This window comes from Ferruginibacter yonginensis (assembly GCF_042651465.1).
GTDB classification, from domain to species: Bacteria; Bacteroidota; Bacteroidia; order Chitinophagales; family Chitinophagaceae; genus Ferruginibacter; species Ferruginibacter yonginensis.
The window spans coordinates 110,146-124,143 of record NZ_JBHSCZ010000005.1; the positions used below are offsets into that span (position 1 = coordinate 110,146).

Here is a 13,998-nt window from a genome sequence, read left to right on the forward strand (position 1 = left end):
TATTCAGCATGAAACTTTGGCAAAAAAATATTGATTCACTTGCAGCTGTTCATCAATTTACGGTAGGTAATGATCGATTGTTAGATGAGCACTTGGCTCAATATGATGTGTTAGGTTCATTGGCGCATATTCAAATGTTACAATCAGTAGGTTTATTAACATTACAAGAATTTACATTGTTACAAACTGCTTTGAAATCTATTTATAATGACGTAACAAATGGAAAATTCACCATTAGTAATGATGTAGAAGATGTACATTCTCAAATAGAGTATTTGCTTACGGAACAGTTGGGTGATGTTGGTAAAAAAATACATAGTGCTCGTAGTAGAAACGATCAGGTACTTGTTGATTTAAAAATGTTTTATAGGGCCGCTATAGAAAAATTAGTGAGTGATACACAATCATTGTTTCAGCTATTAATAAAGCTAAGTAACCAACATCAGCATCATTTATTACCGGGCTACACGCACTTGCAATTAGCCATGCCATCGTCATTTGGGTTGTGGTTTGGGGCCTATGCAGAGAGTTTTGTAGATGATATGATTGCATTGCAAGCAGCTTATACTGTTGTCAATAAAAATCCTTTAGGTTCGGCAGCAGGGTATGGGTCATCGTTTCCTATAAACCGAACACTTACTACACAATTATTAGGTTTTGATGATTTGCATTATAATGTTGTATATGCTCAAATGAGCAGGGGTAAAACCGAAAGGGTATTGGCTAGTGCTATGGCAAATATAGCTGCTACCTTGTCAAAAATGTGTATGGATGTTTGCTTGTTCGTTAACCAACAATTCAATTTTATCAGTTTTCCTGAACAGCTCACCACGGGCAGCAGCATCATGCCCCATAAAAAAAATCCGGATGTGTTTGAATTAGTAAGGGCACATTGTAACAATATACAAGCATTGCCCCAACAAGTAACATTGCTTACCAATAATTTACCATCAGGCTACCAACGTGATATGCAATTGCTTAAAATGCACATCATGCCTGCTTTTGATCAATTACAACAGTGTTTGCAAATGATGCATTTGATGTTACAACATATTGAGGTTACACCTAATTTGTTAGAAAATGAACAGTATCAATATTTATTTAGTGTGGAGGCTGTGAACAAATTGGTTTTACAAGGCATGCCTTTTAGAGATGCTTATAAGCAAATTGGAACGGAAATTGAGCAAGGTGCGTTTTCATATTCACCCGTAGTACATCATACGCATGAAGGCTCTATTGGTAATTTGTGTAATGAGCAAATTACAGCGGCCATGCAGCAGATTGTTCATAAATTCAATTTTGATAAAGTGAAAATTGCGTTGCAACAATTAATCAGTTAGATTTGCTACACAATTTTTAAAAAATAATGGCTGAACAAACACCTAAAAAACGGATCGCCATCTTTGGTTCAACAGGTTCTATTGGTACGCAAGCACTCGATGTAATTCGTGCACATAGTCATTTGTTAGAAGCAGAAATACTTACTGCCCAAACCAATTACCAACTTTTAATTGCACAAGCATTAGAATTTTTACCCAATGCAGTTGTAATTGGCGACACCAACCGTTATAATGATGTTAAAACTGCATTAGCCCATACCGATGTAAAGGTGTTTAGTGGCGAAGCTGCTTTAGAAGAAGTAGCTGATTTTGATACGTATGATATTATGCTCACCGCAATTGTAGGTTTTGCCGGCTTACGATCTACCTTAAAAGGCGTACAAAAAGGTAAAGTAATTGCTTTAGCTAATAAAGAAACGTTGGTGGTTGCTGGCGATATAGTTATGCAACAGGCTTTTGAAAATAGGTCGCCCATTATTCCGGTTGATAGTGAACACTCTGCCATATTTCAATGCCTAGTTGGCGAACAACGCAACCCCATTGAAAAAATTATTTTAACGGCAAGTGGCGGTCCATTTTTAGGGAAAAAGCCCAACTTTTTAGTAAATGTAAAAAGAGACCATGCCCTGCAACATCCCAATTGGAGCATGGGCGCTAAAATTTCAATTGACTCTGCAACCCTTATGAATAAAGGGCTTGAAATGATTGAAGCAAAATGGTTATTTAATTTACAGCCTGAGCAAATAGAAGTGGTAGTACACCCACAAAGTATTATCCATAGCATGGTGCAGTTTGAAGATGGTAGTATGAAAGCACAAATGGGCTTGCCAGATATGAAGTTGCCTATTCAATATGCCCTGGGTTTTCCTGAAAGATTGAAAAATGATTTTCCACGTTTTAGTTTTAAAAAGTACCCACAACTTACTTTTGAAGAACCTGATTATAAAACCTTTAGAAATTTAGGCTTAGCTATTGAAGCATTAAAAACAGGCGGTAACAAACCTTGTGTACTCAACGCTGCTAATGAAATTGCAGTTTGGGCTTTCTTAAAAAACCGTATTGGCTTTTTAGATATTACCGCTGTGGTTGAAAAAACGATGGCTAAAATTCCGTTTATTGAAAAGCCTAACTTAGCCGAATATTTTGAAAGCGATGGTGAGGCTCGTAACTTCGCTGCTTCAATTATGAAAATGTAACCCAATCAAAATTTTATTCAATTATAATAACACATGGAATTATTGGCAATTAACTGGGGTAGTGTTGGTTTAAAGGCTGCACAGTTATTATTATCGCTCTCAATATTAGTTGTATTACACGAATTTGGGCACTACATCACTGCAAAATGGTTTAAATGTAGGGTAGAGAAATTTTACCTTTTCTTCGATCCATGGTTTTCTATTTTTAAAAAGAAAATTGGTGAAACAGTATATGGTATTGGCTGGTTGCCATTAGGCGGTTATGTTAAAATAGCCGGTATGATTGATGAGAGCATGGATAAAGAGCAACTCAACAAACCAGCTGAACCTTGGGAGTTTAGAAGCAAACCAGCTTGGCAACGCTTAATTATTATGTTAGGTGGTGTTACGGTCAATGTAATACTAGCATTCATTATTTATGCAGGTATTTTAATGAAATGGGGCGATGATAAAATTCCAAACAGCAGTGTTAAAAATGGTATTTGGGTAACCGATTCGTTATTTTATGAAATAGGCTTACGTACTGGCGATAAGGTTTTAGCGGTAAATGCTGATACTATTAAAAACTTTGAAGAAATTTCTAAAAAGATTGTATTTAGTGGAGGTGGTAATATTTTAGTAGAACGTAATGGTACGCAAACTAATGTTACTATACCGGTTGATTTAATTGGGAAGTTGGTAGAAAAAAAGAAAGTAAAAACTTTAGTATTACAACGAATACCTTTTATTGTAGGCGATTTTGATAAAGATGATACCAGCAATGCAAAAAAAGCTGGTTTACAATATTGGGATAAAGTATTAAAAGTAGATACGCTACCAGTAAATTTTGTTGATGAAGCTGCAACATATTTTGATACCAAGCGTAATAAAACTGTACAACTTACGGTGCTTCGCAAAGGCGATACGCTACAATTACCAGTAGCTATTAATGAAGAAGGAAAAATAAATCCAACTTTTTTAACACCTCAACAGTATGATAGTTTAGGTGTATTTAAAATAAAACATACAAGCTATGGATTTTTTAGTGCTTTTCCGGCAGGCATTCGTTTAGCTGGCGAAAAATTAGGAGAGTACATTCAACAGTTTAAATTAATATTTACGCCTGCTACTGGTGCAGCAAAAGGTGTGGGTGGCTTTAAATCAATGGGATCGGTATTTTCAGGAACAAGTTGGGATTGGGAACAGTTTTGGAATATGACTGCTTTCTTTTCTATTGTGTTGGCATTTATGAACTTATTACCTATACCAGCATTAGATGGGGGGCACGTATTATTTACTTTATACGAAATGATATCTGGCCGTAAACCAAGTGAAAAGTTTTTAGAGAGAGCCCAAATTGTAGGGATGGTTATTTTGCTTTCATTGATGTTATATGCAAATTTAAACGATTGGATAGGTTATGGTAGAGGTAAAGGTTAATCACCATTTATAAATAAACCATCATGCGTTTCTTTTCAAAAATAGTGGCTGTTTGTAACCTGTGCTTTATATTATCATCTATCATGCGTTTGATAGAAATACCCATGCGTAAAGCCGGTAGTAAGGATGGTATTATACCGTTGCCTTTTGTAGAAGGTACCATTGTAGTGTTGGGTTTTATAGTTGCTATATTATTGAACAGTGCCTTTGTATTTATTGTGTTGTATCGTAAATCAATCCGCAAAGGCATACCTGTACATCGATATATATTATGGTTTAACATTATTATGTTACCAATTGAAATATGGTATTCGTTTTTTAAAGCTTATTAAATTAAGTAACCATGGTCAACGATATTTTAAAAGATAAAGGCACCAAACTTTTTATCATCATCACTTCATTTTTTGTAGCGAATGCGCTTATTGCAGAGTGTATTGGCGGCAAAATTTTTTCATTAGAAAAGTTGTTGGGTTTTACGCCTTTTAACTTTACACTATTGGGCGAAAGTGGGTTGTCGTTGAGTTTAACTTGTGGTGTGTTATTATGGCCTTTAGAGTTTATAATGACGGATATTGTGAATGAGTATTATGGCCCTAAAGCAGTAAGGCGTATCTCAATTATTGCAGTAGCACTTATTTCATATGCATTCTTAATGTTTTATATGGCTATGAGTGTACCCGGTGCCGATTTTTGGTATGGTACAGGCGTTAATGATGGTGTACCCAATATGGGTGCTGCATTTAACAGTGTGTTTGGCCAAGGTATGTGGATTATATTGGGTAGTATTGCAGCATTTTTGGTAAGTCAAATTGTAGATGTTACAGTGTTCCATAAAATTAAAGCTGTAACAGGCGATAAAAAAGTTTGGTTGAGGGCAACGGGCTCTACCGTAGTATCGCAATTGGTAGATAGTTTTATTGTGTTGTTTATTGCCTTTTATTTAGGTAAAGATTGGAGCCTGCAAAAAGTATTAGCCATTTGCATGGTAAACTATATGTATAAATTTACGGTGGCAGTTATACTAACGCCCCTCATTTATTTATTAGAAAATCGTATTGATGCATTCTTAGGAAAAGAAACGGCACATCGCATGAAACAAGCAGCCATGGGTAAAATTGCTGCGTAAACAAACAGTTACTTTGTAGAAAATTCGCTACTCATTTATCGTATATATATCTATACTATTACAAATTAATACCATACAACTTTACTGTATAATAATCGAATGCCAACTAACGTGGCATTTTTGCTTTTTTTAAATGCAGAAAGTAAAATGATTGTAATGAAAGTGTGTAACACATACTAAAATCATTTTATACAACGTTAATGTATTCGGTTGATTGTATCAACTCCAAAAATCTATAACACCATGAAAAAACATGTACCAATCCTATTCGGATGCATTTTTATGCATTGTATGTTGTTTGCACAAATGGCTTTTAGCCAAATGAATACCTCGGTTGCAGGTAGGCCCGGCGTAACTTTCCCTACATTAGAAATAAATATGTATGCTCAAGATGTAGATAACTCTATGTATTTAGCTGATGCTGCCGTTATAAATTTTGATAATGGTTTTAATGCTAATGTAGATTATATGGACGTTCGTAAAATCATGAACGTTGCTGATAATATTGCTATCGTAAATGGTAGCTACAATTTAGTTGTGGAGCGTAGGCCCTATTTCAATATTGGCGATACGTTACGTTTATCACTCACAGGTTTGCATCAAGGTCAATATCGTATTGAGTTTGATCCTTCAGTATTAGGCACAAGTGCAACATTGCCTAAAATATTTGATGCGCTTACACAAACAGAAATTGCAATAAGTAATACAGATGTTACAGCCATTAATTTCAATGTAACTACAGACCCAGCAAGCTATGCAGCCAATAGGTTCAAAATAGTGTATAAACCTACAGGTGTGTTGCCCATCAATTTTCAATCTGTTACAGCTAAAAGAAATTTGAATAAATCTGTTACAGTTAATTGGAGTGTACAAATTGAACAATTAATACATCATTATGAAATTGAAAATAGTTTTGATGGGGTGAATTTTAAATATGTTGGTTCCGTTACAGCCAATAATAATGCTCCTGCATCTTATTTTTATGACGACAATGCTGCACCATCTAAAACATGTTACTATCGTATTAAAACCATTAGTTCTGATGGTAGAATAGATTACAGCGTTATCAATAAAATAAATGCAGTTACAGTTGTAGAAGATCAACAAATTGTAGTTGCACCTAACCCTGTTGAAAACAAAACGATACAGTTTGTTTTGAAGAATGTTGAGAGCGGTGTTTATAATGCATTATTATTTGATGCAAATGGTAAATTAGTAGCCCAACAAACCATCAATTACAAAACCAATGCATTGCAGCGTATGGCAGTACCAGCAGCTATTACGGGGCGTTACACTTTGAGTATTAAAAATAATAAATCAACAATGAGTATACCTGTTATCATTTTATAAAAGGGTATGCTATTATTTTATCTGTTATTAAAAGGCGCATTTGAAAGTATTTATCACTATCAAATGTGCTTTTTTATTTGATGGATTTGTATGAGTTGTGAATGAGTAATATTACATATCCAAATACAACGGCGCCTAAAATCAATATATTATTAATAATACCTTCTACTGAAAATGATAGTTTAATTAAGATGGTACTAATTACGAAACCTGAATTTCGTATGATTTTATGAAAATCATTGGTGTATAAAAAAGAAAACAGGAGCAGTATTACATCAATGATAATGAGTAAAATAAAAAAATCTTCAAAAAATATGTTGTTGATTTTTTTAAACGCAGTAATATCATTCCAATTACTTTGTTGACAAATAATAATCCAATGCACAAACGAGTAAGCAGCTAATACCATTACAAGTGGTACTAAAATTTTTGCGATGTTATGTTTAAGTACAATATATTTATTTCTACTCTTTATGAGTGATTCTTGTATTGGTGCTTCACTCAACATTGTTGATGGCTGTTGTAAATTTTTATAAAATCGCTGTATTAAAAAGAATAGCAATAGAGCAGTAGCTAAGTCGTAGGTGAACAAACGATCACTTTCAATGGTAAACCATTTCGGAGTCATTTCCATATTACCAATATCTTTAAAAATACGCCTAATGACTATTAAGGTAATAATTTCATATTGTTTGCCTATATAACTGCTAATTGATCTTGGTAAGTAAAATACCAAAAGAAATACCTCATACACCAATATGAATGAAAACGGTGTATATATCGCTGAAATAGGGTTTTGAGTGAGTTTTGAGTTTATGTTAATATAACCAAGGTGTACAAAAAATATCAGTAATAAATGAATGATAAAACTAACAATGGCAACTCTAATAATAAAACGCTCTAGTTGTTCTCTAAATTTTTCAGCTAAAAATTGTTCAAATAGTTTTTTCATGAATTGAATATAAAAGCGGTAAAATGGTAACTTATGTTGATGTGGTACATCTAATATTTTAAATAAAAAGATGTGCTCAACCAATTCGTTTGTTACATAAAACGCTTAATATATTCATAACTCACTATAATTGTTTATTACATAATGCATGTAATAAACGAAACATTGCTCACACCCCAGCTTAAAGATAGCTCTTTTAAATTGTAAATTTTAATGCGTTTCAACTGCTGTAAGTATTTATAATTTCTAAGTTATAGGAAATAAAAAAGTGTTCAATCGTATTAGACGAGTCTAATGATTGAACACTTTTATTTAAAAAATTATTTTTTAACCTACCACATCACTTGTATTTGTTTTGTTACAATTGTATTGTTGGCAGTAGTGATTTTGAGTACATAATTTCCATTTCTAAAACTGGTAATATCAATTACTTCTTTACCTGTTGTGCGTATGAGGTTTTTAACGTACACCATTTGTCCCATATCATTGTATAAAAATAAAGTTGTAGGCTTTTGTTGCATAATATCAGTAAAAACAACTGTTACAGCTGTATTGGCTGGTACAGGAAATACCTGAATTAAATCATCAGCTATATATTTTACGGTTCTAATGCTGCTGTAACTTACTGTGTTATTTTGATCTACTTCTTTTATTCTATAGTAATTAATTGCATTTAAAATAGGGGATGCATCTTCAAAGAAATACCTCACACCTGCAACGGTACTGTTAATGGTTCCTATGGTATTAAAGTTGCGTCCGTCAGTACTGCGTTCAATATAAAAGATGGTGTTACTAACAGGTTGTCCTATAGTAAAACTCAATTCGCTTTTATTATCTTTCTTAACAGCTGTAAAGCTTTGATAATTTACAGCAAGTGTAGTGGCTGAACTTGCGATATTTGCTTCTGTGCCAAAAAACGTTGTTACTTTATCAACATCTTCACCTGCTACAGAAATTAAATATCGGCCAGTACTACTCACTGGTATTAATAAAGTGCTCGTAGTAGAAAATACTCGGTACACACTATCAAAATCATTGGTGGCTGTTCTAACACCTATTCTGTAAGATGGGTAACTTGTTTGTGTATTAATAACCACCCTTATATTATTATTTCCTAAGTTAGTTACGGTGTATGTTGGTGGCGTTTGAGCAACAGCAGCTAGTGCCATAGCCAAGCCATCAATCATGGCATTGCGTTGCATGTAATTAAAGCCTACATAAAAACTATCAATAATGCCATCGCTATTAAAATCAAAACCACCAATATCTCTTGATGAATGTATACGAGTTGAACCTGAGCCTGTTCCTGCTTCATTGGCACACATTAATCGTACTGCCGTAAAACCTGCTGTATCAAATGCCATATGATCGCCACCTCTACTATCTCTATCAACATTTGCCATTAAATTGATAGTCATAGGAACGGTTGCTGTAGGTAACGCTTTATCTTTATACGCTAGTTTAATATAACGAGCCCATTGTTTTGCAGGCTGTCTTGATGAGCTTGAAAAAATTCTGATGTTCGTTGTATCAAAAGTATTGTTTGCAGTGCATCCTGGTTGGCTTGATGGTGTTTGACAAATCATGGTACCCATTTGGTCGTTATTAATAACGGCTCTTACAGGTATGGCATTTGCTTGGCAGTATTTTGATAATGCCACTGCACCACCTAAAGATTGTTCTTCTAATGTGGTAATTAAAAATACAATCGTTCTATCATAACTGTATTGGCTCATCACTCTTGCTAACTCCATCAATGCGGCAACACCTGTTGCATTATCTTCCATACCTCTTACTTCTACTGTTGATGCAGGACAAGTTGAGGCATCTGTTCTACTATCTATGTGGGCTGTAAAAACCATAATAGATTTATCCGTTAAACTACTACCTGGTATAATTGCGATTGGTTCTTTAAATGATGTTACACCACAAAGCGTAGGTCCATTAAAATTTAAATCTGATACTACTAATCTATTACCATTAACCGCACTAAATTCAGAAAACTTTGAGTTAACCCAATTTACTGATGCTGTGATGCCTTGTGTAGTGCTTGCTAGTTGATTTGCTGAATGCCTATTATAAAATGTACCCAATCGTAAAAAATATGATTTGATAGAGTCTGGGTTAATTTTGGTTAATAGCCCTTTTACAATACTATCTGGAATATTTTGTACTCCTGCACCGTTGTAAGTTGATGGTGTGTAACTGCCATTTAAAATATTTGCAGCGGTTGTATTTGAGAAAGTAATGTTGGTAATGTTTGGTATAGGCACTGTAGCTGCTTGCCCAAAAGTAACCCTTACAAATACGGATAAAATCAATGGTAATAATAAAATTTTCTTCATGTTTTTGGTTGTTCTTTGGATGTAATAATTTTTCTATAAAAAGAACGTACAACTGTTAGTTTTATTTCATGTTATATATCAAAAAGGTAAAAATTTTTATAACTATTGTTGTGTTAGAAATTTATCGATTCATCTAAAATTTTTTATACGTAAAGTTGCTTAGTAAAATTGCGATAGACTTTGCCGTAATTCATAACAGTAAAGGGTTTCAAAAATTTTATTTATGAAAAAAATAAAAATATTTTAATCGTTATATCATATTTTTTTTTACTGTATAAGTAGTTTCTTTGCAATTGTTTTAATACATGTTTAAACATTGAATTTCTGTTTTTATTGTAGATGTTTTTCTAATCAATCATAATTAAAAACAATAAAAAGTCAATCTATATCGTTTATACATTCGTATGTGTGTCTCGTTCTAAAAATGGTGTAACATCATAGTAATTTTTTCTTTAATAAGAATTTATACTAAGCAGTTGTACTGTTTTGAAAAATATAAACGAAGCCATTTTATTTTTAAAATAACCCTTATAAATAAAGTACGCTTCATTGGTTTATAAAAAAATTGTTTTGTCAATTATGAAAAAAAATTTACTCCAAAGGAGTTGGTATGTAGTTGTTGTATTATTGACTACCCTGTTTTCGCTAAGTGCTAATGCACAAACCTCACAAACTTTTACATCTTCTGGTAGCTGGACTTGTCCAGTGGGAGTGACCTCTGTCTTCATTGAAACATGGGGCGGCGGCGGTGCTGGTGGCGGTATTTCAGGTGCAGCAGGTGCTGCCGGCGGCGGTGGTGGTGGTGGTTACACCAAAAACTTTATGACAGTTGTGCCTAATACTAGCTATAACTTTATAGTAGGTACAGGCGGTATAGCAGGTACTGGCGTTGGTGGTGATGGTGGCGCTTCATCATTCGATGGTAAATTTACAGCTAATGGTGGTACCGGTGGAGGTACAGGTCCTTCAGGTGCCGCAGGTGTGGGTGGCACAGGGGCTGATTATAATGGTGGTAATGGTTTTGCTGGTACTTCAGGTACAAGAGCAGGTGCAGGTGGTGGCGGTGCTGGTTCTAGCGCAAATGGTGGAAACGCTGCTAATACAACTGGTGGTACCGGTGGTACGGGTGGTGGCGGAGCCGGCGGTGCAGGAAGAACTACTACTGGTGGTGGTGCTGCAGGTACTACAGTTGGTGGTGGTGGTGGTGGTGCCTATGCATCAGGTGCATCTACACAAACTGGCGGTGGCGGTGCAGCTGGCCAAGTACGTATAACTTATTGCAACGCTACTGTTACAAATATTGCTACCGTTACAGGTACCAGTTTTAACTGGTCAACAGCAGCTGGATGGAGTTTAGGTAGAGTACCTCAGCAATGCGATAACGTAGAAATTAATGTTACAAGGGCTGCAGTAACAAATGAAACTGTTACTATTACCATACCTGCAAATATTGCAGTACAAAATTTAACTATCAGAAATTTATCTACATCTATTTATCAGGTATTGGTTGCGGCAAATGTGGCAACTTCTACTGCTATTAATATTTACGGTAACCTTACCATTGAAACTGTTGGCGGTGCAGTTACAGGCAATAGAAATAATAGAACATCTTTTAACTGTTCTAACTCAACCGTGAATGTATATGGAGATATCATTTTAGGAAGACCAACTGCTACATCGAGTGTTGCAAGAGAAGGACATGCAACTATTTCTGGTAATCCTACTACATGGAACTTGTATGGTGATATGATTTTTAATCCTCGTGGTTATAATACAAATCAGGGCTCTATTTATAATCTCAATAGTGGTGGTACACAGTATTTGATTAATAATACCAATCCTTCTGTATACAATGATACCATTAAAGGCAATCGATTTCAAACCCTTAATATTGGTAATACAACACCAACCACCGTTATTTTAAGTGGTACAAGAAATGATTTTAGTATATCAACTGTAATTGCTGGGGATTTAAATGTGGGTGTAAATTCTACTTTAGATATACCTAAAGATTATTCATTTAATATTGTTACACCCAATGGTGCAACAACTTCAACTCTTAGATTGGCTGCTGGTGCTCGTTTGCGATTAGGTGGCGATCAAAGTTTGGTTACCGCAGATGGTAGTAATTGGGGCGTAACGGGTAGTAATTTCCCTGGAGGTTATGATGTGTATAGTTTAGCGCCAACAAGTACGGTTGAATATTATGGTGATAATGGTATTACGCAAACTATTTATAATGCCGTTACTTATGGAAACATTTTAGCACTCAATGGTAGTGGAAGCGGAAGGGCTGTTAAACAAACCACCGCTGGTACTTTAAATATTGCAGGTAGTTTTAACATTAATGCCTTAACGGATGTGTATTTAGGTACGTCAACTGGTTTAGGCACATCAACGGCACCTGTATCCATTGCTGGTCCTTTAAATGTACGCTCTACAGCTGGGTTATATTGTAATGCCAACGTTATTTCTGGTGCTGGTGCTTTCACTATGGAAGCCAATACTACCTTAGGTATTGGGCATGCACAGGGTATTTCAAATAGTGGTAGTGCAACGGGTAATATACAAATGACGGGTGGTCGCACTTATGTGGCATCTGGTAATTATTTATATAACGGAACCGTTGCCCAAATAACTGGTAATGGTTTAATTGCAAGTGGTATTAACGATTTAACGATTAACAACCCAACAACAGTAACGATAGCAGCTAACCAAACGGTAAATGGGGTAACGCATTTGCAGCAGGGAGTGTTTGATATAGGCAGTACAAGGTTTACGAGTAATGGTTCAGGAACGATAACGAGTACAACTGGTAAGATGAAGGCGAATGCAGGTTTGTTAGAGATGAAGGGTAACACGGGTGTAGCCCAAAACTTATCAGGTAACTGGTTTGTCAATAAAAATATCAGCACATTAATCAATGCCAATACAAAGGGTATCACTATTGCTAGTGCACCGAGTGATACATTGTTGATCAGCTCAGCATTGGTATATGGAGCAGGCATAACCAACTCAACAATAACGACCAACGATAATTTAACGTTGTTATCAAGAGATACGGCTACGGCGAACTTCGGCCAAATAGCAACTGGCAGCGGCAATACGATAACGGGTAAGGTAAATGTGGAGCGTTATTTATATGCGAAAAAAGCATGGCGATTGCTAGCTACACCAGTAAGTATCGCCACATCGCCAACAATAACGGCATCATGGAGAGAGGGTGGTCCAACAACCTCAACAGGTTATGGTACCCAAATATCTGGTCCTGCCAGTTTTGTGGGTATGGATCAGGTAACCCAACGAGCATCTATGAAGTACTATGATGCGGCAAGTAATAGTTATATAGATGTAACCAATGCTAACACGGCCAAAATAGCCAATAAAGAAGGGTACTATGTGTTTGTAAGGGGCGATAGAAGTATCAATACTACAGGCGCAACGGGTGCCACTAACTTACGTATTAAAGGCGATTTATTAACGGGAACACAAAGCTTTACGGTACCTGCCAATAAGTTTTATTCTTTCGGTAATCCGTATGCGTCACGAATAGATTTTAGAACGGTGAGCAAGTCAAATATAGCCAATGCGTTTATCGTATGGAACCCTAATAATGCAGGCGCATACAATGCAGGTGCATTTGAAACGTATACATGGAATGGTACCAACTATGTAAAGGCAGGTGGTGTTATCAGAAACTTTATAGAGAGTGGCGAAGCGATATTTGTACAAAGCAATACAGGAACAGCAGGAACGGTTACAGTAAATGAATCAGACAAGGGAAGTGGCAGTAGCTTACAGAGTAGGATGACTACTACGGCTACAGCACCGCAGGAAGCGGCTTCAACTGAAACAGGCAGACCTGGTGTAACCTTCCCAACATTAGAAATTAATTTATATGCAAAAGATATCGATGGCAGTGAATACTTGGCAGATGGGGTATTGCTGAACTTTGCCAATAACTTTAGTGCAGGGGTAGATAATATGGATGTACGTAAGATATTGAACACGGCCGATAACTTAGCTATAAAGAATGGTACGTATAACTTGGTGGTAGAGCGTCGTCCGCACTTAACAGTGAACGATACGATTCCATTGATGGTATCAGGGTTACGAGTAGCACCTTATCGTTTTAACATAGACCCATCGGTATTACAATACCCGGGCTTACGAGCAGTGTTGAAAGATAACTTTACGGGAGTAGACAAAACCTTGAGTTTAACGAGTGTAACAGATGTATCGTTTGATGTTACGAGCAACCCACAGAGCT

The 13,998-nt window shown here is 35.7% G+C and carries 9 protein-coding genes; 7 read left to right on the forward strand and 2 right to left on the reverse strand.

Translation table 11 applies throughout. The features are described 5' to 3' along the window. Nucleotides 1-8: 8 nt before the first annotated feature. From argH to ACFOWM_RS13765, 6 genes are all read left to right on the forward strand, one after another. A complete protein-coding gene (gene argH / locus ACFOWM_RS13740) occupies nt 9-1,340 on the forward strand; it encodes an argininosuccinate lyase (RefSeq protein ID WP_379711134.1) in 1,332 nt (443 codons plus the stop codon). Between the two features lie 26 nt (nt 1,341-1,366). Then, nucleotides 1,367-2,536 carry a 1-deoxy-D-xylulose-5-phosphate reductoisomerase gene (locus tag ACFOWM_RS13745; RefSeq protein WP_379711136.1) on the forward strand — a complete coding sequence of 390 codons (1,170 nt, stop codon included), beginning with the start codon at nt 1,367-1,369 and terminating at the stop codon, nt 2,534-2,536. Nucleotides 2,537-2,569: 33 nt separating this feature from the next. Then, the gene (gene rseP, locus ACFOWM_RS13750; RefSeq protein WP_379711138.1) at nt 2,570-3,955 is read left to right on the forward strand and encodes an RIP metalloprotease RseP; all 1,386 of its coding nucleotides are present in this window, start codon (nt 2,570-2,572) and stop codon (nt 3,953-3,955) included. A gap of 23 nt (nt 3,956-3,978) precedes the next feature. Continuing rightward, a complete protein-coding gene (locus tag ACFOWM_RS13755) occupies nt 3,979-4,287 on the forward strand; it encodes a hypothetical protein (protein WP_379711141.1) in 309 nt (102 codons plus the stop codon). Nucleotides 4,288-4,298: 11 nt separating this feature from the next. After that, nucleotides 4,299-5,081, forward strand: a complete 783-nt coding sequence (locus ACFOWM_RS13760; protein ID WP_379711144.1) for a queuosine precursor transporter — start codon at nt 4,299-4,301, stop codon at nt 5,079-5,081. 321 nt (nt 5,082-5,402) lie between these two features. Next, nucleotides 5,403-6,431, forward strand: a complete 1,029-nt coding sequence (locus ACFOWM_RS13765; RefSeq protein ID WP_379711147.1) for a T9SS type A sorting domain-containing protein — start codon at nt 5,403-5,405, stop codon at nt 6,429-6,431. A gap of 73 nt (nt 6,432-6,504) precedes the next feature. Here the strand turns inward: ACFOWM_RS13765 and ACFOWM_RS13770 are convergent, their stop codons facing one another. After that, nucleotides 6,505-7,383: a hypothetical protein gene (locus ACFOWM_RS13770; RefSeq protein WP_379711149.1), complete on the reverse strand. Its 879-nt coding sequence runs from the start codon at nt 7,381-7,383 to the stop codon at nt 6,505-6,507. Between the two features lie 332 nt (nt 7,384-7,715). Next, complete coding sequence (locus ACFOWM_RS13775) at nt 7,716-9,728, reverse strand: M28 family peptidase (RefSeq protein WP_379711152.1); 2,013 nt, start codon at nt 9,726-9,728, stop codon at nt 7,716-7,718. A 579-nt stretch (nt 9,729-10,307) separates the two neighbouring features. On the opposite strand from ACFOWM_RS13775, the gene ACFOWM_RS13780 reads away from it, so the two are divergent. After that, nucleotides 10,308-13,998: beta strand repeat-containing protein (locus ACFOWM_RS13780; protein WP_379711155.1), on the forward strand; the 3,691-nt coding region annotated here is incomplete at its 3' end.